The organism is Brachybacterium sp. Z12 (assembly GCF_014400405.1).
Taxonomy (GTDB): Bacteria; Actinomycetota; Actinomycetes; order Actinomycetales; family Dermabacteraceae; genus Brachybacterium.
Genome location: NZ_CP060496.1, coordinates 1,138,606 through 1,159,783 on the forward strand (window position 1 = coordinate 1,138,606; position 21,178 = coordinate 1,159,783).

A 21,178-nucleotide genomic window follows, 5' to 3' on the forward strand; every position below is an offset into this window, starting at 1 on the left:
ACTGGTGCAGTCCGACCGACCAAGGGGAAGCGCTTCGTGTTCAACAACCTCTCTGATCGCATCACAGCGTCGCTGAAGGGACTTCGCGGCCACGGCCGCCTGTCCGAGGCGGACGTCGACAAGACGATCCGCGAGATCCGCCGAGCCCTGCTCGACGCCGACGTCGCCGTCTCCGTCGTGCGCGAGTTCACCGGCCGGGTTCGCGAGCGTGCGCTCGGCGAAGAGGTCTCGAAGGCCCTCAACCCTGCCCAGCAGGTCGTCAAGATCGTCAACGACGAGCTCGTCGAGGTGCTCGGCGGAGCCACCGGCGAGCTCCACTTCGCCAAGAACCCGCCCACCGTCATCATGCTCGCCGGCCTCCAGGGCGCCGGCAAGACCACCCTGGCCGGCAAGCTCGCGAAGTGGATGAAGTCCGAGGGGCACACCCCGTTGCTGGTCGCGGCGGATCTGCAGCGCCCCAACGCCGTGACCCAGCTTCAGGTCGTCGGCGAGCGGGCCGGAGTGCCGGTGTTCGCTCCCGAACCGGGCAACGGCGTGGGCGACCCGGTGCTGGTCGCGATGAACGGCGTCTCCACCGCGCAGTTCCAGCAGCACGATGTGGTCATCGTCGATACAGCCGGCCGTCTCGGCATCGACGAGGAGATGATGGAGCAGGCGCGGAACATCCGCGATGCCGTCAACCCCGACGAGACCCTGTTCGTGGTCGACGCGATGATCGGCCAGGACGCCGCCCGCGTCGCCGAGGCGTTCCGTGACGGCGTCGGCTTCACCGGCGTGGTCCTCTCCAAGCTCGATGGCGACGCCCGCGGCGGTGCGGCGCTCTCGATCACCGGCGTCACCCAGCGACCCATCCTGTTCGCCTCCACCGGCGAGAGCCTCGACGAGTTCGAGCGCTTCCACCCCGATCGCATGGCCAACCGCATCCTCGACATGGGTGATGTGCTCACCCTGATCGAGCAGGCGGAGAAGGCCTTCGACCAGGAGGAGGCCGAGAAGGCCGCCGCGAAGCTCGCCTCCGGCGAGGACTTCACGCTCGATGACTTCCTGTCCCAGATGCAGCAGCTCAAGAACATGGGCAGCATCAAGAAGATGCTCGGCATGCTGCCGAACATGGGGCAGTACCGCGAGGCGCTCGAGAACTTCGACGAGTCCGAGATCGGCAAGGTCGAGGCGATCATCCGCTCGATGACGCCTGAGGAGCGCAACAACCCCAAGGTCATCAACGGCTCGCGCCGCAACCGCATCGCGCTGGGCTCCGGCACCACGGTCCAGCAGATCAACCAGCTGCTCGAGCGGTTCAAGCAGGCCCAGCAGATGATGAAGACGATGGGCAAGGGCATGGCCGGCGGTGGCATGCCCGGTATGCCCGGCGGTCCCGGCATGGGGATGGGCAAGAAGTCCCGCGGCAAGCAGGCTCCGCAGAAGCAGCTGAAGAAGTCCAAGTCGAAGAACCCTGCGAAGGCCGCGCGCGAGCAGGCCGAGGCGGCGAAGAAGGCGGCAGCGGGCGGCGGCACGGGGCGGCTCCGCCTTCGGCGGCGGGGCCCAGCAGGCCGATCAGCCGGACCTGTCGGACTTCGACCCCAGCCAGCTCCCGCCGGAGATGCAGAAGCTCCTCGGCGGCAGGTGAGCCTCGCCCGGGCGGCCGCGTGCCGCCCGGGACCCGGGCACGTACCGCCTGGACGCGCCCGGGCGGCCGCGTGCCGCCCGGGACCCGGGCACGTACCGCCTGGACCGGACCACCCGGCCCCCGGCCCCCGGCCACGTGGCGCCCGGACGGGACCGCCCGCCACGTGCTGAAAGGTTCCACCCCTCCGGCTTTCTCGCCGTGACCACCCGGCCGCGTGCTGCTCGGCCACGTGGCGCCCGGGACGGGATCACCCGGCACCCGCCACCCGGCCACGTGCTGAAAGGTTCCACCCCTCCGGCACCTTTCTCGCGGTGACCGGGCCTCAGTGGGTCGACCCTCCGCGGCGCCCCGAAAGGTTCCACTCTCCCGGTACTTTCCGGGTCGTGGTCCGGGTCGTGGTCGTGGTCGTGGGCCGGATCGGGCCGCGCGCCTCGTCCTCGAGTCTCGAGCGGTGTTACCTCGAGCCGCGCGCCTCATGCCTCGAGCGGTCATGGCTCGAAAGGTTCCACCCATCCGGCACCTTTCTCATCGTCGCGAGGAGGCTGCGCGGTCATCGCTCGCGGCTGATCTCGCCTGAGCGAATCCGTCCTCGTCCCACGGTTCCTCCCCAGCGGTGCCTTCTCCACATCGGCCGGCAACCTCCGCCCGGGGATCCGTCGCTCAGTACCCTCCGGGCATGTCGCTCCGACCCCGTGACCTGGACACGAATGTCCTGTACAGCCGTGCCCGTCTGCTCGGGGGCGGGATGCATCGTCGTGATTTGGCCTCCGATGCCATGCGTCGGGTGTTCCCCGGATGGTGGGCCCGCGCCGACGCCGCGCTCACACTGCAGTCGCTGGCCACGTTCTTCCTGAGGGACATCAGGCCGGGAGCAGTGCTCAGCCACCAGACCGCAGCCGAGCTCATCGGCATCCCCCTTCCCCGGGAACTCACCTACGAAGGCAGCTCGGCGATCCACTGCAGGGGACCGGACGGCACGAGCCCGACCGCGGGATCGCTCGTCGTCGTGCATCAGGCCGTGCCGCAGCCTGAGGTCACGTCAGCCGGTCTGGTCATGTCCCATCCGCTGAGGGCCCTGCAGGACATCGCCGTACGGCTCTCGCAAGTGGAGCTCGTCGTGGCGCTGGATGCCCTGGCGGCCGATCGGTTCGGGGCGAGACTCCGGGTCCGCCGCGCCGAGATGGAGGGGATCGTCGGGGAGCTGCGTGGGCGCGGGGCACCAGCCCTGCGCGCGGCGCTGCCGTACGTCCGGGAACGCTCCTGGTCGCCGATGGAGACGAGGCTGCGTCTGCAGATGCTCCGGCACGGGTACCCGGAGCCCGCGCTGAACGTCCCGGTCCTCGAAGAGGCGACCGGGATCGAGTTCCACATCGACCTCGCCTACCCGGGCGAGAGGATCGCCATCGAGTACGACAGCGAGGACCACCGGAAGGATCGCAGGATCTGGCAGAAGGACCTCAACAAGACCGACGTTCTCCACGAAGCCGGCTGGAAGGTCGTGCGGGCCACGATCGCGGACCACCGCCGGCCGCGAGCCTTCTTCGCCAGGTTGGACGACGCGCTGCAGCGGCGCCGGGCCGCGCTCTGAACCCGACTGCAGCGCCCCCGTCGGACGCTACCCTCGGGATCATGAGCACCGCGGCCGGTCCTGCCCCTGTCCTGCACCTCCGTGGCCCCATCCTGCTCGGACCCGAACTAGAGCTCCGCGAGGCCTGGGTGGTCGGCGGGCGGATCCGTCACGTGCGCCCCGAGCTGCCGGCGGGCACCGAGATCCAGGAGATCGACGGATACGTGGCCCCGGGCCTCGCGGACTTGCACTGCCACCTCGGCATCGGGGACGGAGGAGGGGGCACCACGTTGGAGACCGCCCGGCAGCAGGCGCTGACGGACCGGGACACCGGTGTGCTGCTGATCCGCGACGCCGGGTCGATCATCGACACCACGCCGCTGCAGCAACAATCCGATCTGCCCCGTCTGATCCGCTGCGGCCGCCACCTCGCCCGCACCCGCCGCTATCTGCGCGGATACGCCGACGAGGTCGAGCCCGAGGATCTCCCTGCGGCCGTCAGCCGGGAGGCCGGGCGCGGGGACGGCTGGGTGAAGCTGGTGGGGGACTGGATCGACCGCGGGGTCGGGGACCTCAGCCCCTGCTGGGAGGCCGAGGATTTCCGTGCCGCCGCCTACGCCGCCCACCGCGCGGGCGCACGCATCACCACTCACACCTTCGATGAATCCACGCTGCCGCTCGCGCTCGACGCCGGATTCGACTGCCTCGAGCACGCCACCGGACTCGCCGACGAGACGATCACCCGCACCGCCGAGGCCGGGGTTCCCGTGGTCACCACCCTGGTCAACATCGGGAAGTTCGAGAGCTACGCGCGCCAGGGGAGGAGAAGTTCCCGGATTACGCCGCGCATATGCGTCGTCTGCGCGCCAGTCGGTACGACCGCACCCGCGACGCCCATGATGCCGGGGTCCAGCTGCTGGTGGGCACCGACGCCGGGGAGTGCTCGGCCACGGCATCATCCACGACGAGCTGGACGAGCTCGCCCGGGCGGGACTGGGTGCCACCACGATCCTCGACGCGGCGACCTGGGCTTCCCGCCGCTTCCTCGGCGCGCCCGGTCTCGAGGACGGCGCCCCTGCTGATCTGCTGGTCGTGCCCCGGGACCCGCGCTCGGACCACCGTGCCCTGCGCGAGCGGAACCACGTCGTGCTGAACGGTCGGATCGTCGCCTGAGAGCCCTGCCCACGTGGGGGACGCGTGATCGGCGCCGTCGCGCTCCGCGAGGCGAGAAGAAAGGTTCCAGCTGAGCGGTACTTCTTTCGGCGTGGCCCGGGCTTCCCGGGCCCGCGTGAAGAAAGGTTCCAGCTGAGCGGTACTTTTCTTGGTGTGGCAGGCCGAGCGACACCCAGCGTGGCGGTCCGGGCGAGCCGCGCGACCGCTCGGGCGAACCGGCACACCGAGCAGGACGAGTCGCTCCCGGCGCCGCGTGTGCCCCGGTGCACACGGCCCCGGGTGGTGCGACCGCCCGGTTCCCTGGCATACTCGTGCCCTGTATGTGCGCGGACCGGCCCTCTACCCGTTCGTGCACGACACCCCGAGGACCGTCAGCGCCCGCATGACCCCACAGGCTGCGGCGGGACTCACCCGAACATCCCTGAAGGAGAGTCCACCCACGTGGCTGTCAAGATCCGTCTGAAGCGCATGGGCAAGATCCGTGCACCGTTCTACCGCATCGTCGTCGCCGACTCGCGCAAGAAGCGCGACGGCGCCGTGATCGAGGAGATCGGCAAGTACCACCCGACCGAGGACCCCTCGGTCATCGAGGTCGAGTCCGAGCGTGCGCAGTACTGGCTCAGCGTCGGCGCGCAGCCGAGCGAGCAGGTTGCCGCGCTCCTGAAGATCACCGGCGACTGGGCGAAGTTCAAGGGTGAGGGCGACGCCGAAGGGTCGATCAAGACCGCTGACGCGAAGAAGTCCGCCGAGGAGCTCATCGCTGCTGCCGACAAGGCCGCCGCCGAGTCCCGCGAGGGTGCCAAGAAGGCCAAGGCTTCGGAGGAGACCGAGGCGGCCGAGGTCGCACCGGGCTCCGAGGAGGCGCCGGCCGAGGGCGAGACCACCGAGGACGCCGACGCCGCTGCGACCGACGAGGCCTGAGATGAGCGCCCGCGCCGAAGCCCTCGACCATCTCGTCCGCGGCATCGTCGATGATCCCGACGCCGTGGCCGTGACCGAGAAGTCCACGCGTCGCGGACCGCTGCTCGAGGTCAGGGTCGGCGCCGCCGATCTGGGCCGAGTCATCGGCCGGTCCGGCCGCACCGCCCGTGCCCTGCGCACGGTCACCGCGGCACTGTCGGACGACGACGTGCGGGTCGACATCGTCGATGTCGACCGGCGCTGAGGTGCCTCGAACCACTTCAAGGAGCGGTGCTGCCGGAAGGACCGAGAGGTCCGGGCAGCGCCGCTTCTGGCATTCACGGCTGCATCGGCCATGTGCTGAGGCTGTGCGTGCAGGGACCGCAGCGCTGGGGCTGACCCTGCTGCTGGCCGGCTGTGCCGGCGCGGGGGACGGTGCCGAGCAGACGCCCACCGGTGCCGAAGCCACGGGTGCTGGCACCACGTCGGCGAGCATCGAGACGGATCCGGCGCTCGGCGCGGCATGCACCACCTTCTGGGGCGACCCGGACTACACCGACCCGCTCTCGCGCACGGTCCTGGACCGCGCGGGAACGGCCCCGCAGGCAGGCCCGTCGGACCCGTTCTTCTACGAGATGGCGGGAGACGACATCGATGCGGCCTTCGAGGGTGCCCCCGCACCCGCGAAGGACGCCGCCGGAGTGCTGTCCGAATGGTTCCGCACGCAGCCCGAACTGGGAACCGACGGGGGACCGCGAAGCCTTCCGTGCAGCATGGAAGGACGTCGCCGGCAGCTGCGCCGAGGTGTCCACGGCCGCGAGCTGGGCCGTCACCGCGGGGGGGAGGACGGGGCCAAGCCGGCGGCCCTCGTCTGCGCCGAGGTGTTCGACACGCCCGGGACGCTCACCCACTTCGCCAATGCGAACGTCCTGACCTCGAACATGTTCAAACTGGTCGGTCTCGCACCACGTGAGGTCCCCGGCGACCGCATGGGCGAGGTGCAGTCCACCGCAGAGCTGCTCGCCGCTCAGATCGCGGCGGTGGACGATGATGCAGTGGGCGCCGCCCTCGAACAGGTCCGCGCACCTTTCCAGGAGGCCCTGGAGGGTGACGCCTGGTCGGACGGCCTGGAAGCACCACTGGCCGAGCTCGGCACCGCCTGCGGCGCGGCCGGGTACTCCTCACCCGAACCCGGGGAGATGGACAACAGCGCCGTCGTCGGCGCGAACGCCGCCCGCGAGGGCGGCACGGACCATGAAGGACGCTCATGAGCACACTCGACGTCATCGTCGCGACCATCGGCAAGGCGCACGGCCTGCGCGGAGAGGTCGCACTGATTCTGCGCACCGACCAGCCCGAGGAGCGACTGCAGATCGGCACGACCTTCGAGGTCGAGGCCGATGGGCGCCCGCGCACCCTCACCGTGGGGCGCACCCGGCGCCAGCAGGACCGCTGGTACGTGACGTTCGAGGAGGTCCACGATCGCACCGACGTCGAGTCGCTGAGGGGCGCCGATCTGCTGATCGCCGTGGACGCGGAGGAGGAGGCCGACGAGGACCCCGACGCCTGGTACCCGAGCCAGCTCAAGGGCCTGGCCGTGCGCCACGTCGACGGTCGCGAGCTCGGGACCGTGCACGGAGTGGAGCACTACCCCGCACAGGACCTGCTGGTGGTGCGCACCCCGGACCGTCGGCGCGTCCAGCTGCCCCTGGTCGAGGAGCTCGTGCCCGAGGTCGATCTCGAGGCTGGCATTGTCACCGCGAACCCGCCCGGCGGCCTCTTCGACGAGTTGCCGGAGGACGAGCAGGGACCCGATCCCGAGACCTCCGCGCATAGGAAGGGCTGACTCCTCGATGCGCATCGACGTCATCACGATCTTCCCCGAGTACCTCGCACCGCTCGATCTGTCCCTCATCGGCAAGGCACGCCGTGACGGTCTGGTCGATCTGCAGGTCCATGACCTGCGCAGCTGGACCCACGACCGCCACCGCACCGTGGACGACACCCCGCTGGGCGGCGGCGCCGGAATGGTCATGAAGCCCGAGCCATGGGCGGAGGCCTTCGCCGGGGTGCGGAAGGAGGGTCAGCAGGCCCTTGGCGCGGACGTCGAGCCGCTGATCGTCTTCCCCAACCCTGCAGGGACCCCCTTCGCCCAGGCCACCGCGCAGGAATGGTCGCAGTGCGAGTGGATCATCTTCGCCTGCGGGCGGTACGAAGGGATCGACGAGCGGGTCTACGAGCACCTCGCCGACATCGGCTGCGAGGTCGCCCTCGCCTCCCTCGGTGACTATGTGCTCAACGGGGGAGAGGTGGCGGTGCTCGCCATCACCGAAGCCGTGGTGCGCCTGGTGCCCGGTGTGGTCGGCAACGCCGAGTCCCTCGTCGAGGAGTCCCACTCCGAGGGCCTGCTCGAATACCCCCTCTACACCCGGCCCGCGAGCTGGACCGACCCCGCCGGTGTCATGCGGGAGGCACCGTCGATCCTGCTCTCCGGGGACCACGGGAGGATCGCGGCCTGGCGCCGGGAGCAGTCGGTGCAGCGCACCGGTGAGCGACGCCCGGACCTGCTCGGCGGGGCCGACGCGTCCCGCTGATCCCCGCCGCGTGACGCAGGCGACAGCAGCGACTGCTGTGACCAGCGGAGACAGCGGGGCAGGGGCTTGCCGTGAGAGGCAGCGCCCTGGCAGAATGACCCCTTGTGCACACCGCGCGTCCCTCTGCCTCAGGGGAGGGCGCGATCAGCGGTCGGGCAGGTCCGTGGCGATGGGAGTCGCCGCCAGAGGCCCAGCACACCGGTACGGGGAGTCCGCTCCTCGCCGGATCGACAGTTCATGGCGGGCCTCCCGAGCAACCGGGAGCCCCACGAACGAAGCTGTCCGACCTGAGGCGGAGGCTGGAGAAGAAACATGCAGAAGCTCGATGAGCTCGACAAGGCCTCGCTGCGCGAGGACGTCCCCGCCTTCCGCGCCGGCGACAACGTCAAGGTGCACGTGAAGGTCATCGAGGGCAACCGCTCTCGTATCCAGATCTTCCAGGGCTACGTCATCGGCCGTCAGGGCCACGGCGTGGGCGAGACGTTCCGCGTCCGCAAGATCTCCTTCGGCGTCGGTGTGGAGCGTGTGTTCCCCGTCCACGCCCCGACCGTCGACAAGATCGAGGTCGTCACCCGCGGCGACGTGCGCCGCGCGAAGCTGTACTACCTGCGCAACCTCACGGGCAAGAAGGCCCGCATCAAGGAGAAGCGCGACCACTCCTGATCCCAGGAATGTCACGCCATAGCGCGCGCAGAAGGCGGCGGCCCCACCCGGTGGTGGCCGCCGCCGTCTGCGTCGTGCTGGTGCTGATCACGGCGGGGCTGGTGCGACACTTCGTCGTCCAGCCTTTCCATATCCCCTCCGCCTCGATGGCGCCGGCCTTCGAACCCGGCGACGTGGTCCTGGCCGACCGCTCCCAGCGCGGCACGGCGCAGCGCGGGGACATCGTCGTCCTCGACGGCCGCGGATACTTCGCGCCCTCCGCCGCCGAGGGCGACCGCTACTGGCTCAAACGTGTCATAGCGGTGGGCGGGGACAGCGTGGCCTGCTGCGACGCAGAGGGCGCGATCACCGTGAACGACACCTCTCTGGTGGAGCCCTATCTCCCCGAGGGCACCGTCCCCAGCGAGATCGAATTCGACCTGAAGGTCCCCGAAGGGCGCGTATTCGTCCTCGGAGACAACCGCGCCGACTCCACCGACTCGCGCCACCTGCTCGGCGCGCCGGGCGGGGGATGATCCCCGTCGACCGCGTGGTGGGGGAGGTGGACACCATCGTGTGGCCACTGTCGCGTCGGAGCACGCCGTGACGTCCAGCATCTGCCGATAGGATCACCGCGATGAACGCGCCCGATGACCCCCGTCCTGCTGTGTCCGAATCTGCGGACCCCGCAGCCGGTGAGGACCGCTCCGGCGCAGCGCGGGACAGGGAGAGCACCCACCGCCGCCAGCGGATGCCGCTGTGGCTCGACACGCTGATCACCATGGCGGTCGCACTGGTCATCGCAGTGCTGGTCAAAACGTTCTTGATCCAGCCGTTCTACATCCCCTCGGCCTCGATGAACCCGACGCTGCTCGAGAACGACAAGATCCTGGTCTCCAAGCTCAGCCCCGGGGTGTTCGACACCCAACGCGGCGACATCATCGTCTTCGAGGATCCCGACGACTGGATCCCCGGGGACGCCACCGAGAACCCCACCCCCAGGGTGCGGGTGATGATGCTGCTCAGCATGGTGGGGCTGGCCCCGGATCCTTCCCAGGACCACCTGGTCAAGCGCCTGATCGGCCTGCCTGGGGACCGCGTCGCCTGCGAGGAGGAGGGCGGAGTGCTGGAGGTCAACGGCACCGCGCTCGACGAGCCGTACATCAACCCGCAGACCTCCGCCTGCCAGGTCGCCTTCGACGTCACCGTCCCCGACGGCAAGGTGTGGGTGATGGGGGACAACCGACACGCCTCCGCGGACTCCGCCTGGCACGAGACAAGGGGCGAAGGTGGCTTCGTCGACGAGTCCGACATCACCGGCCGCGCCGAGGTCATCTTCTGGCCCGCCAGCAGCTGGGAGAGGCTGAACGACGGTCGCGAGACCTTCGCGGACGTGGACGAGCCGTGAGCACCCCTGCCCCCACTCTTGAACTCGAGCTCGCGCTGGCCGCACGCCGAGGGCCCGGACGGCGCATCGTCGTGGGCATCGACGAGGTCGGCCGCGGCGCTCTCGCCGGCCCGGTCGCGGTCGGTGCCTGCGCGATAGAGATCATCGACGGTCTGCCCCCGCTGCTTCCCGATGGCGTGAGGGACTCCAAGAAGCTCACCGCACGGCGTCGCGAGGCCCTTGTGGAGCCGATCCGCGCAAGCGCTGCCGGAGCATCGGTCGGCTGGGCGAGCCCCGCCGAGATCGACGAGGTCGGCATCATGCCCGCACTGACCCGCGCCGCTCTGCGCGCACTGGAGAGCCTTGCGCTCGAGATCGACGCGATCCTGCTCGACGGTGATGTGGACGTCCTCTCCGGAGCCCTCGCCACGGCGGACCGCCCGGCGCCGATGGTAGAGCTGAGAGTCTCCGCCGACCGTGACTGCGCGAGTGTGGCAGCGGCGAGCATCCTGGCCAAGGTCGCGCGCGACGCACGGATGGTCGAGCTCGACGCCATGGCACCGGAGTACTGCTGGGCCTCCAACAAGGGGTATGGCTCCGCCGCACACCGGGAAGCGATCGACAGGCTCGGCGCCCACGAGCACCACCGCCGCAGCTGGCGCCTCGGCTCCGCCATTCCCGGAGTCGTCCCTGTCCCTGCGCCTGTCGCTGCGCCGATCCCGGTCCCGGTTCCGGCCGTCGCCCTGCCGGTGCCGTCGGCGGCTGTCCCGGAGAATCGGCCCACGCAGGCGGCGGTCGCGACGTCGATGCCCGCCGCCGCTGGCGTACTGTGGGACGACCATTGGTACCCGCAGGATGGGAAGGAGCGTCGGTGAGCGCCCAGGACCTCGAGAACTACGAGTCCGACCTCGAGCTGCAGCTGTTCCGCGAGTATCGCGACGTGGCCAGCCTGTTCACCTACGTGGTCGAGACCGAGCGCCGCTTCTATCTCGCCAACCAGGTGGACCTGCAGGTCCGTTCCGGTGGCGGCGAGGTGTTCTACGAGCTGCGCCTGGCCGACGTCTGGGTCTGGGACATCTACCGCTCGAACCGCTTCGTGCGCTCGGTCCGGGTGGTGACGTTCAAGGACGTCAACATCGAGGAGCTCAACAAGCAGGACATCTCGCTGCCTTGAGCCGAGCGGCCGGCGCACCGCTCCTCCACAGCCCCTCGCCGTCCCCAGAAACGGGGTGCCGGTTCCGCCTCCGGTGACTTCCGGCCACGCTGGCCGGCATGAACAGTCTCGCCACCCATCCCGAGCCCTCCGCCGGGCGCCCCGCCTCCCGGCGCTCCCGCCCCCACACATCGGAGGATGTCTCCGAACCGGGGCCGTCCCGGGCCCTGGGCGCCGCCGCCAGACCGCCGGAGGCCGGTCCTACCGCCGTTCCCGCACCGCGACGGGTGCGGGACATGTCGACTCTCGAGCTCGGCCGGTCGGGGAGGATCTCGCCGCAGCGCATCTGGAGGCCTGCGGATGGCAGATCGTGGAGCGGAACCTGCGACTGCGCCAGGGAGAGCTCGACATCGTGGCGCTCGCCCACACCACGCTCGTCTTCGTCGAGGTCAAGACTCGGCGCTCCTTCGTCACCGGGGTTCCCCAGGCGGCCGTCACCCCCAACAAGCTCCGACGTCTGCGCCGCCTGGCCGGCGAATACCTCATGGAGCACTCGACCCCGCATCGTGATGTGCGGATCGATGTCGTGGCCGTGCACGCCCACCTCGACGGCACCTTCTCCCTCGAGCATCTCGAGGCGGTGTCCTGATGGGACACGCCCGCACGCTCTCCATCAGCCTCGCCGGGCTCGACGGCATCCTGGTAGAGGTCGAGGCGGACGTGTCCCCGGGCCTGCCGGCCTTCAGCCTGGTGGGACTCCCGGACTCCTCCACCCTCCAGGCCCGCGAGCGGGTGCGCGCTGCGGCAGCCCGCAGCGGGACCCGACTGGCACCTCGCCGCATCACCGTCAACATGACCCCGGCATGGCGCCCCAAGCACGGCTCCGGCTTCGACCTCGCGATCGCCGTGGCCGTCATCGCAGCCCAGGGTGACCTGGGGACCGCCGTGCCCACGGACACCGTGCTGCTGGGGAGCTGGGGCTCGACGGACGGGTGCACCCGATACCCGGGGTGCTGCCCGCCCTGCTTGCCGCACGGGAGCACGGCATAGTGCGCGCCATCGTCCCCGAGGAAAACCTGCCGGAGGCGCGGCTCGTCGACGGGCTCGAGATCGACGGCGCCGCACACCTCGCCGCCGTGCTGCACCGCTACGGCGCCGATGTCCCGTTCTGCACCGTGATGGGGCCGGCGGCCCCGCTCCGCCAGGGCCCTGCACCGGCAGCGGGGAGCACCGCACAGATTTCGCCGATGTCATCGGCCAGGCCCAGGCTCGCCGCGCCGCCGAGGTCGCCGCGGCGGGAGCGCATCACCTCCTCCTGATCGGCCCTCCGGGAGCTGGCAAGACCATGATCGCCTCGCGTCTGCCCGGCATTCTTCCCCGCTGGAGAACGACGACTCCCTGGCCGTCTCCGCGGTCCACTCGCTGGCCGGTCGTTTCGACGCCAGCGCCGGCCTGCTGCGCATCCCGCCGTTCGAGAACCCCCACCACACCGCCTCGACCGCCGCTGTGGTCGGGGGAGGGGCGGGCCTCGCTCTGCCCGGCGCGATCTCCCGAGCTCATGCCGGGGTGCTCTTCCTCGACGAGGCCCCCGAATTCCCGTCCCGAGTGCTGGAGGCACTGCGCGAGCCCCTCGAGACGGGGGACATCACCCTCCATCGGGCCCGTGGGGTCACCCGCTACCCGGCACGGTTCCAGTTGATCCTGGCCGCCAATCCCTGCCCCTGCGGGAAAGCGTGGGGCCTGGGCAAGGACTGCAGCTGCACGGCGCTGCAGCGGCGCCGTTACCGCTCGCGGCTCTCGGGGCCGGTGCTGGACCGGGTCGACATGAGGGTCGGCGTCGGCCCGGTCGACGTCCGACGCGTCGAGGGAGACGGCGCGGAATCCAGTGCCGTGATCGCCGAACGGGTGAGCAGAGCCCGCACACGCCAGCGCGAACGCTTCGAGGGACGGCCCTGGAGCACGAACGCGCATCTGCCCGGCTCGCTGCTGCGACAGGAGTTCTCCCCGGAGCCCTCCGAGCGCCGGCTGCTGGACCATGCCGTGGCGCAGGGACGGCTCACCCTGCGTGGGCACGACCGTGTATTGCGGCTGGCCTGGACCCTCGCCGACCTCGATGGAACCGACCGACCCGGCGCCGAACACATCGGACAAGCCCTCACCCTGCGCGAAGGAGAACCACGATGAGCTTCCCCACCACTTCCGAAGGGCCCTCCGAGGAAGCCGCCGCGGCGTGGGAGTCCACGCGCGAACGCCACGCCCGGATCACCTGGTCCCTGATCGCCGAACCCTCCGATGCGGTCGCCATGCTCGCCTGCGCCGTGCTCGGGCCGGTCGACGCCCTCGAACTCGCCCGTCACGGCAGCGGACCCGACCTTCTGCGAGCTCTCGGAGGGCAGCTCCCCACGCAGGCCTCCGATCCCGGAGCAGGGAATCCGCCAGCTCGCGCCGCCCGGGCGCTCGCCCGGTGGCGGGCCCGGCTCACGCCGCACGGTCTCGACGAGGCGCTCGCGGATGCAGAACGCCGCGGCCTGCGCATCATCACCCCGCTGGACAGCGAATGGCCCCGAGCACTGGACGATCTCCAGGAGTCCCGCCCGCACTGCCTCTGGGTGCAGGGCCCGGGACGTCTCGATCAGCTCGTCAGCGGTCGCAGCGCCGCCCTCGTCGGTTCTCGGGCTTCCACCCCGTACGGGGAGGACACCGCCAGCTCGCTCGCGGCGGCCTTCGCGGCGAGCGGCGGCACCGTGGTCTCCGGAGGTGCTTACGGGATCGATGCCGCTGCTCACCGTGGAGCTCTCGCCACGGACGCGGGAGCGACGATCGCCGTCCTCGCAGGAGGACTGGACCGTCTCTATCCGCGAGGCAACACCGAGCTGCTGGAACGGATCAGAGAGCGTCATCTGCTGCTCAGCGAAACACCACCCGGCACCGCCCCCACCCGGTGGCGCTTCCTGGCTCGAAATCGGTTGATCGCCGCGCTGTCGCAGGCCTCGATCGTGGTCGAGGCCTCCTGGCGCTCCGGCGCGCTGTCGACCGCACGGCTCGCCGACCAGCTCTCGCGACCGGTCGGTGCTGTCCCCGGGCCGGTCACCTCTGCCGCCAGCGCCGGCTGTCACCGGCTGATCAGGGAACGCGGCGCAGTCCTGATCACTGAGCCAGCCGATCTGCTGGACCTGCTCCCGGGAGGCCCGGCCGCGGGGGAGGGGAGCTGGGCGGTGCAGGACGAGCTGGATCTGCTCCGCCCCTCGGACAGAAGGGTTCTCGATGCGGTGCCCCCACGCTCCACCATCACCCCTGCACGCCTCGCGGACGAGATCGGATTCACTGCGGACGAGGTCGACTCCGCCCTGGCTCGACTGGGGCTGCTGGGCCTCGTGGAGCGGACATCTCAGCGGGTGCGACGCGCCGCACCGTCCTCCTGACGCGCCGGCCCACAGCACGGATGCAGGAGACTGGGGTCGTGAGCACCCGGTCGAACCACCACGAGCACGATGACGACACCGTCATCGAGGACTTCGTCGCGCACCTCCGCCTCGAACGAGGCCGCTCGGAGCACACCGTGCGTGCCTATCGGCGGGAAGCGACCGGGCTGATCGCGCATCTGCGGGAGTCCGAGCGCATCGCCTGGGAGGAGCTCGACGTCGCCGCGCTGCGCTCGTGGCTGGCCGAACGCGCCGAATCCGGTGTCAGCGCGAGCACCCTGGCACGCTCCGCGGCCGCGGCGCGCACCTTCACCACTTGGCTCGCGGCCACCGGACGCATCCCGCATGACGTCGGAGGCCGGCTGCGGGCACCGCGGCGAGGCCGTCACCTGCCCACCGTGCTCACCGGAGACCAGGCCGAGGCGCTGCTCGACGGCATGGGCCCATCGGAGCATCCCCCGCACTGCGAGAGAGCGACGGGGGCCCGCCGACTCCTCGGACCCCGTGGACCGTGCAGTGCAGCTCCGGGACGCCGCGGTGCTCGAACTGCTCTACTCCTCCGGACTTCGGGTCTCCGAGCTGGTCGCCCTCGACCGCTCGGGGATCGACCATGGCCGGGGCACCGTCCGGGTCCGAGGCAAAGGCGACAAGGAGCGGATCGTCCCGGTCGGCATCCCCGCGCTCGAGGCCGTCCAGCGCTGGGAAAGAGACGGACGGCCGGTGCTGCTCGAGCGCGCGAGCTCGCAAGCAGGCGCCGGGGCCGCGCTGTTTCTGGGCGCTCGCGGGGGCGTCTCGGTGACCGGGCGGTGCGCACCCTGGTGGACCGACATGCCGCCGATGCGGGCATCTCCCGCCATGTCTCCCCGCACACCCTTCGCCACAGCGCCGCCACTCACCTCGTGGAAGGCGGGGCGGATCTCCGCAGCGTGCAGGACTTCCTGGGCCACTCCTCCCTCGCGACCACCCAGATCTACACCCATGTCAGCGCGGACAGGCTGCGTCGGACGATCGACCAGGCACACCCCCGCGCCTGAGCCCCCGCCTCTCCCCGGGCCCGTGAACGGGCCCGACGGACACCGCACGCGGCCGCTAGCGAGGGCCGGGCCGAGAGCTCAGTCCACTGTGGCGCGGCGCGCAGCGGCCGGGTGGAGGACTCTCGCCTGCGACCGCGGCGACCTCGCCTCAGCCTGGCCCGCCTCGCTGCTCGGGGCCTCGTGCGCTTCCTCGCGATGATCCACGCCGGAGCGGCCCGCACCGGTGGACGCCGTGACCCCGTCACCGCCCATGGGACCCCCGGCCCAGGGCAGCAGCACGCTCGGGCGCCGAACGCCCAGCAGAAGCATCGGATCCAGGTAGTCCTCCCCACGCCTGGCACCCAGGTGCAGGCACGCCACCTCCGGGCAGTGAGAGAGCTCCGCCCCGTCCTCCACCCTGCCGAGCACTGTGCCGGCCTCCACCGCAGCACCCCTCTCCAGACTGCCGTGCACCGGCTCGTAGGTGGAGATCAGCCCGTCCGCATGGGCCACCGAGACCACCCCGCGACCCGCCACCATCCCGCTGAACCGCACGGTGCCGGCCTCGACCGCGCGCACCTCGACCTGCCCGGCGGGGACCCCGAGATCGACCCCGCGGTGCCCGGGGCCGTAGCGGTGGGCAGGTGCCTCGAACGGCGCGAGCACCTGATGGGGCGGAGCGAGCGGCCACTGCCACCGCGGAGCCTCGGCCCTCGCGGGGCCAGGGATCGAGGAGAGCATCAGCAGGCATATGAGGGCCAGGAGCAGCCAGGCCCTCCTGCGCGCAGCGGGCACCGTCGGCGGGGCGGACACCGCGCCAGGGGACGTCGTCGTGGATGTCGAGGTGGGGAACGGGCTCATGGGCGGCATACTGGCCGCTGCGAGGCAGCGCCGCCGGCGATGAGACCCGGCGGTGGACGAGGAGCAGCTGTGGAGGAACGGTCGCCGCGCCGCGCCGCGCGCTCAGCGCCGACGTCCCCTCGAGGTGACGCACGACGCGCTCGGGCAGGTTGCGGCGTCGGATAGACTTTCTTCAGCATCCGGTCCGTCCGGATGACTTCGCGTGCCCACCAGGGCTCGCCGGCCAACGGTCCTCGGCGGTTCCCGCACCTCGTGCGAGGGACGCTCCGGGGCGGCCGGCACCCGGGCACCAGGCCCCACACCACCCGGTGGCGGGGGAACAACCGAGAAAGCAGGTCCTGCGCGATGACTGCGGACGCCTACAGGCGAGCCGTGTGAGCCCAGGGCCGGAGAAACAAGAGGACACCATCATGGCAGTCGTCACCATGCGCCAGCTGCTGGACAGCGGCGTTCATTTCGGACACCAGACCCGTCGCTGGAACCCGAAGGTCCGTCGCTTCATCTTCACTGAGCGCAACGGCATCTACATCGTCGACCTGATGCAGACCCTGACGTACATCGACAAGGCGTACGACTTCGTCAAGCAGACCGTCGCCCACGGCGGCACCATCCTGTTCGTCGGCACCAAGAAGCAGGCGCAGGAGTCCGTCCAGGAGCAGGCCACCCGCGTGGGCATGCCCTTCGTGAACCAGCGTTGGCTGGGCGGCATGCTCACCAACCTGCAGACGGTCTCCGCGCGCGTGAACCGCCTCAAGGAGCTCGAGCAGATCGACTTCGAGGATGTGGCCGGTTCCGGCCGCACCAAGAAGGAGCTGCTGATGATGCGCCGCGAGAAGGACAAGCTGGAGAAGACCCTCGGCGGCATCCGCGACATGGGCAAGGCGCCCTCGGCCCTGTGGGTCGTGGACACCAACAAGGAGCACCTGGCCGTCAATGAGGCGCAGAAGCTCAACATCCCCGTCGTCGCGATCCTGGACACCAACTGCGATCCCGATGAGATCACCTACCCGATCCCGGGCAACGATGACGCGATCCGCTCTGTCACCCTGCTGACCCGTGTCATCGCGGATGCCGTCGCAGCCGGTCTGCAGGAGCGTCACGCGAAGTCCACCGGCGGCGAGAAGAACGTCTCCGCCGTCGAGCCGCTGGCCGAGTGGGAGCAGGAGCTGCTCAAGCAGTCCGAGGTCCAGCAGCAGGACGCCCCCGCTGAGGAGTCCGTCGCCGCCGCCGAGGAGACCCCGGCAGCGGAGGAGGCCCCGGCAGCCGAGGCCCCCGCTGAGGAGGCCCCGGCTGAGGAGACCCCCGCCGCAGAGGTCACCGAGGAGAAGTCCTCCGAGGCCCCCGCCGCCGAGTGACCCACGGGCCCGGGAACGACAGCGTCGTTCCCGGGCCTCTCCACGGGAGGCGCACACCGCCTCCCGCCCCTCCCGTAGCAGCTCCCACAAGGAAGAGGAACATGGCCAACTACACGGCAGCAGACATCAAGGAGATCCGCGAGTCGACCGGCGCGGGCATGCTCGACGTCAAGAAGGCGCTCGACGAGGCGAACGGTGACAAGGCCAAGGCCGTGGAGCTGATCCGCGTCAAGGGCCTCAAGGGCATCGCCAAGCGCGAGGGCCGCACCGCCTCCGAGGGCCTCATCGCCGTCGACATCCGCGACAGCGAGGGCGGCCAGACCGGCACCCTGGTCGAGCTCAACTCCGAGACCGACTTCGTGGCCAAGAACGACAAGTTCGTCGCCCTGGGCGACGAGGCCGTGGCCGCAGCCGTCGAGTCCGGCGCGAGCGAGCCCGAAGAGCTCGCCGCGACCCCGTTCGGCGAGGCGCTCACCGACGCCGGCGCCACCATGGGTGAGAAGATCCTGGTGCGTCGCATCGGCCGCGTCTCCGGCGAGGCCGTCACCGAGTACCTCCACCGCACCAACAAGGACCTGCCCCCGCAGGTCGGCGTGCTGGTGGCCACCGACAAGGCTGGCGCCGAGGTCGCACGCGACATCGCGATGCACATCGCCGCGTTCACCCCCGCCTACCTGTCGCGTGATGAGGTGCCCGCGGATCAGGTCGCCGACGAGCGTCGCATCGCCGAGGAGACCGCGAAGAACGAGGGCAAGCCCGAGCAGGCGATCTCCAAGATCGTCGAGGGCCGCCTCAACGGCTTCTTCAAGGAGAACTGCCTCCTGGACCAGGCCTTCGCCAAGGACCCGAAGAAGTCCGTCGGCAAGGTCGTGGAGGAGGTCGGCGGCACCGTCACCGGCTTCGTCCGCTTCCGCGTCGGCAACTGACGCCTCCGGGAGCCGGCCCTCACGGGCACGGCTCCCGCCGGCCGCGCGTGAGCGTGGCCACCGCCCCGCGGCCTCGCACCATCGGTGCGGGGCCGCGCCGGTATCATCACCGAGGACCCAGCGCGGAAGGACCGACATGACCCAGACGTTCACGTCACCGATACCCGTTCTCCCCCAGAGAGAGGACGGACGTCGAGTCCTCCTGAAGCTCTCGGGCGAGGCCTTCGGAGGAGGCGCCGTCGGCGTCGACCCCGATGTCGTCTCCCGGATCGCCGGCGAGATCGCAGAGGGGGTCGCACAGGGCGTCGAGTGCGCCATCGTCGTGGGCGGAGGCAACTTCTTCCGGGGAGCGGAGCTCTCCCAGCGCGGCATGGATCGTCGTCGCGCCGATTACATGGGCATGCTCGGCACGGTCATGAACTGCCTCGCCCTGCAGGACTTCCTCGAGCAGCGCGGGGTCTCCACCCGCGTGCAGACCGCCATCGAGATGGGTCAGGTCGCCGAGCCGTACATCCCCCTGCGCGCCGTGCGCCACCTCCAGAAGGGGCGCGTGGTCATCTTCGGTGCGGGCGCCGGGATGCCGTACTTCTCCACCGACACCGTCGCCGTCCAGCGCGCGCTGGAGATCGGCTGCGAAGAGGTGCTGATGGCGAAGAACGGGGTCGACGGGGTCTACGATTCCGATCCCCGCACGAACCCTGACGCGCAGAAGCTCGCCCACGTCACCTACAACGACGCCCTGCAGCGCGGACTGAAGGTCGTGGACTCCACCGCATTCAGCCTCTGCATGGACAACGCCCAGCAGATGATGGTCTTCGGCCTCGATGCCCCCGGCAACATCACGCGCGCCATGCGCGGCGAACGGATCGGCACCGTCGTCACCGAGTGATGCCGCGTCGGTCGGCGCACCTGCGGCGCCGCCGTCCGCCGACACGCCAGGAGCCCGTACCCCGCCCTCCTGCTCGCGCTTGACGGTGCGAGACAATGGACCACGAACACCCACCGAGTAACGAGGAGCACCCCCGTGAGCGACGACACTCCGAGCATCCTGAAGGACGCCGAGGCCAAGATGAAGAAGTCCGTGGAGGTCACCAAGGACGAGTTCACCTCGATCCGCACCGGCCGCGCGAACGCCGCGATGTTCCAGGGCATCACCGTCGAGTACTACGGCGCGCCGACCCCGCTGAACCAGCTGGCCTCGCTCCAGTTCCCGGAGGCCCGCACCGTCGTCGTCACCCCGTATGACAAGTCCGCCATGAGCGGTGTCGAGAGCGCCCTGCGCGACTCGGACCTCGGCGTGAACCCCACCAACAACGGTGACAACCTGCGCGTGGTGCTTCCGGCCCTCACCGAGGAGCGGCGCAAGGAGTACGTCAAGCTCGCTCGCAACAAGGCGGAGGACGGCAAGGTGGCCGTGCGCGGCTCCCGCGGCAACGCCAAGAAGGCCATCGAGAAGCTGGTCAAGGACAAGGAGATCGGCGAGGACGAGGGCAACCGCGCTGAGAAGGAGCTCGAGTCCGTCACCAAGAAGTACATCGAGCAGATCGATGAGGCACTCGGCCTCAAGGAGACCGAGCTCGAGACCGTCTGAGCCGAGGACCTCGACCACAGGACCGGTGGACGGACCCCATTGAGCACTGACCCGGCGGCACTGACCGCGACGACCGCCTCGCCCTCGGACGAGGCGGTCGTCGACGCGCCCGTGCAGGAGCGTGCGAAACGACGCGGTCCAGGACGTAACCTGCCCGCAGCGATCGGGGTCGGGGTCGGCCTCGGAGCCGTGCTGATCATCGCCGTGTTCGTGGTGCCGCAGGCTTTCCCCGTGGTGGCCGCCATCGCCATGGTCCTCGCCGTCCTCGAGCTGACCCGCGCCCTCGCACAGGGCGGGCTGCGGCTGCCGGCGGTCCCGCTGCTGGTGGGCGTGATCGGGATGGTGGTCTCCACCGTCGTGTTCGGCACCGAGGGCCTGCTGGTCGCGACCGCGGCCGCCGTGTGCGTGCTGATCCTGTGGCGAGTCAGCGAATCCATGGGCCTGAGTGCGCTGCGCGATGTCGCCGGGGAGTGTTCGCCCTGGCCTGGGTGCCTTTCCTGGGCTGCTTCCTGCTGCTGCTGTTCGCCCGCGAGCAGGGCGAGATGCTGGTGCTGCTGGCCATCCTGGGGCCCGTCGGAAACGACATCGGCGGGTATATCGCCGGGGTGCTGTTCGGCAAGCACCCCATGGCGCCGAGGATCAGCCCGAAGAAGAGCTGGGAAGGGTTCATCGGTTCCCTGCTGCTGGGCACCGCCGCGGTCACCGCCGTGGGAACCCTCGCCCTGGATCTGCCGGTATGGACCGGACTCATCATCGGTGCCGTGCTGGTGGTGGTCTCCACCTGCGGAGACCTCGCCCAGTCCCTGCTGAAGCGGGATCTCGGCATCAAGGACATGGGGCACCTGCTGCCCGGCCACGGGGAGTGCTGGACAGGGTCGACTCGATCCTTCTCGCCGCCCCCACCACCTACGTCATGCTGGAGGTACTGCTGCCATGAACTGCCCTGAGAAGCCCACCGGATCCACGG

General features: G+C 70.4%; 20 protein-coding genes and 5 pseudogenes. 24 read left to right on the forward strand and 1 reads right to left on the reverse strand.

The annotated features are described in order from the left end of the window. Window positions 1-36: 36 nt before the first annotated feature. The 19 genes and pseudogenes from ffh to H3H54_RS19495 all read left to right on the forward strand — a co-directional run bounded on the left by ffh (window position 37) and on the right by H3H54_RS19495 (window position 15,499). Window positions 37-1,627 (forward strand): annotated as a pseudogene (gene ffh, locus H3H54_RS06120) (signal recognition particle protein). Between the two features lie 676 nt (window positions 1,628-2,303). Further along, window positions 2,304-3,215 carry a DUF559 domain-containing protein gene (locus H3H54_RS06125; RefSeq protein WP_262425929.1) on the forward strand — a complete coding sequence of 304 codons (912 nt, stop codon included), beginning with the start codon at window positions 2,304-2,306 and terminating at the stop codon, window positions 3,213-3,215. Between the two features lie 41 nt (window positions 3,216-3,256). After that, window positions 3,257-4,367 (forward strand): annotated as a pseudogene (locus H3H54_RS06130) (amidohydrolase family protein). 441 nt (window positions 4,368-4,808) lie between these two features. Further along, entirely contained in the window at window positions 4,809-5,288 is a 480-nt protein-coding gene (gene rpsP / locus H3H54_RS06135; RefSeq protein WP_262425930.1) for a 30S ribosomal protein S16, read from the forward strand. Between the two features lies 1 nt (window position 5,289). Beyond that, entirely contained in the window at window positions 5,290-5,532 is a 243-nt protein-coding gene (locus tag H3H54_RS06140; RefSeq protein WP_262425931.1) for an RNA-binding protein, read from the forward strand. 103 nt (window positions 5,533-5,635) lie between these two features. Further along, window positions 5,636-6,538, forward strand: a complete 903-nt coding sequence (locus H3H54_RS06145) for a hypothetical protein (protein ID WP_262425932.1) — start codon at window positions 5,636-5,638, stop codon at window positions 6,536-6,538. Further along, entirely contained in the window at window positions 6,535-7,113 is a 579-nt protein-coding gene (gene rimM / locus H3H54_RS06150) for a ribosome maturation factor RimM (protein ID WP_262425933.1), read from the forward strand. Before H3H54_RS06145 ends, rimM begins: the two co-directional genes overlap by 4 nt. A 7-nt stretch (window positions 7,114-7,120) precedes the next feature. Beyond that, entirely contained in the window at window positions 7,121-7,861 is a 741-nt protein-coding gene (trmD, locus tag H3H54_RS06155; RefSeq protein ID WP_262425934.1) for a tRNA (guanosine(37)-N1)-methyltransferase TrmD, read from the forward strand. A gap of 312 nt (window positions 7,862-8,173) precedes the next feature. Continuing rightward, the gene (gene rplS, locus H3H54_RS06160) at window positions 8,174-8,524 is read left to right on the forward strand and encodes a 50S ribosomal protein L19 (RefSeq protein ID WP_226849667.1); all 351 of its coding nucleotides are present in this window, start codon (window positions 8,174-8,176) and stop codon (window positions 8,522-8,524) included. 53 nt (window positions 8,525-8,577) lie between these two features. Further along, a complete protein-coding gene (gene lepB / locus H3H54_RS06165) occupies window positions 8,578-9,039 on the forward strand; it encodes a signal peptidase I (protein ID WP_316249149.1) in 462 nt (153 codons plus the stop codon). Window positions 9,040-9,140: 101 nt separating this feature from the next. Then, the gene (gene lepB, locus H3H54_RS06170) at window positions 9,141-9,911 is read left to right on the forward strand and encodes a signal peptidase I (RefSeq protein ID WP_262425935.1); all 771 of its coding nucleotides are present in this window, start codon (window positions 9,141-9,143) and stop codon (window positions 9,909-9,911) included. Beyond that, entirely contained in the window at window positions 9,908-10,765 is an 858-nt protein-coding gene (locus tag H3H54_RS06175) for a ribonuclease HII (protein WP_262425936.1), read from the forward strand. Before lepB (H3H54_RS06170) ends, H3H54_RS06175 begins: the two co-directional genes overlap by 4 nt. Then, the gene (locus H3H54_RS06180) at window positions 10,762-11,064 is read left to right on the forward strand and encodes a DUF2469 domain-containing protein (RefSeq protein ID WP_262425937.1); all 303 of its coding nucleotides are present in this window, start codon (window positions 10,762-10,764) and stop codon (window positions 11,062-11,064) included. The genes H3H54_RS06175 and H3H54_RS06180 overlap by 4 nt, the downstream gene beginning before the upstream one ends. A 349-nt stretch (window positions 11,065-11,413) precedes the next feature. Beyond that, window positions 11,414-11,692, forward strand: a complete 279-nt coding sequence (locus H3H54_RS06185; protein ID WP_262425938.1) for a YraN family protein — start codon at window positions 11,414-11,416, stop codon at window positions 11,690-11,692. Next, window positions 11,692-13,227, forward strand: a pseudogene (locus tag H3H54_RS19490) (YifB family Mg chelatase-like AAA ATPase). Before H3H54_RS06185 ends, H3H54_RS19490 begins: the two are co-directional and overlap by 1 nt. Further along, window positions 13,224-14,465: a DNA-processing protein DprA gene (dprA, locus tag H3H54_RS06195; protein WP_262425939.1), complete on the forward strand. Its 1,242-nt coding sequence runs from the start codon at window positions 13,224-13,226 to the stop codon at window positions 14,463-14,465. The pseudogene H3H54_RS19490 and the gene dprA overlap by 4 nt, the downstream one beginning before the upstream one ends. Window positions 14,466-14,485: 20 nt before the next feature. Next, window positions 14,486-14,734: pseudogene (locus tag H3H54_RS18735) on the forward strand (site-specific integrase); the annotation flags it as partial. A 76-nt stretch (window positions 14,735-14,810) separates the two neighbouring features. Next, window positions 14,811-15,146: pseudogene (locus H3H54_RS18740) on the forward strand (tyrosine-type recombinase/integrase); the annotation flags it as partial. A gap of 137 nt (window positions 15,147-15,283) precedes the next feature. Then, the gene (locus tag H3H54_RS19495) at window positions 15,284-15,499 is read left to right on the forward strand and encodes a tyrosine-type recombinase/integrase (RefSeq protein WP_395963732.1); all 216 of its coding nucleotides are present in this window, start codon (window positions 15,284-15,286) and stop codon (window positions 15,497-15,499) included. A 78-nt stretch (window positions 15,500-15,577) separates the two neighbouring features. On the opposite strand, the gene H3H54_RS06205 is transcribed toward H3H54_RS19495, so the two are convergent. Beyond that, the gene (locus H3H54_RS06205; protein WP_262425940.1) at window positions 15,578-16,291 is read right to left on the reverse strand and encodes a M23 family metallopeptidase; all 714 of its coding nucleotides are present in this window, start codon (window positions 16,289-16,291) and stop codon (window positions 15,578-15,580) included. Window positions 16,292-16,749: 458 nt separating this feature from the next. Between H3H54_RS06205 and rpsB the strand changes: the two genes are divergently transcribed. The 5 genes from rpsB (at window position 16,750) to H3H54_RS06230 (ending at window position 21,158) form a co-directional block, all read left to right on the forward strand. Further along, window positions 16,750-17,694 carry a 30S ribosomal protein S2 gene (gene rpsB / locus H3H54_RS06210; RefSeq protein ID WP_262425941.1) on the forward strand — a complete coding sequence of 315 codons (945 nt, stop codon included), beginning with the start codon at window positions 16,750-16,752 and terminating at the stop codon, window positions 17,692-17,694. Between the two features lie 101 nt (window positions 17,695-17,795). Then, window positions 17,796-18,620, forward strand: coding sequence for a translation elongation factor Ts (tsf, locus tag H3H54_RS06215; RefSeq protein WP_262425942.1), 825 nt, complete (start codon window positions 17,796-17,798; stop codon window positions 18,618-18,620). 136 nt (window positions 18,621-18,756) lie between these two features. Continuing rightward, window positions 18,757-19,509 carry a UMP kinase gene (gene pyrH, locus H3H54_RS06220; RefSeq protein ID WP_262425943.1) on the forward strand — a complete coding sequence of 251 codons (753 nt, stop codon included), beginning with the start codon at window positions 18,757-18,759 and terminating at the stop codon, window positions 19,507-19,509. A 135-nt stretch (window positions 19,510-19,644) separates the two neighbouring features. Next, window positions 19,645-20,211, forward strand: coding sequence for a ribosome recycling factor (gene frr / locus H3H54_RS06225; RefSeq protein ID WP_262425944.1), 567 nt, complete (start codon window positions 19,645-19,647; stop codon window positions 20,209-20,211). Window positions 20,212-20,681: 470 nt separating this feature from the next. Then, window positions 20,682-21,158, forward strand: coding sequence for a phosphatidate cytidylyltransferase (locus H3H54_RS06230; RefSeq protein WP_262425945.1), 477 nt, complete (start codon window positions 20,682-20,684; stop codon window positions 21,156-21,158). The last annotated feature ends 20 nt before the right edge of the window (window positions 21,159-21,178 follow it).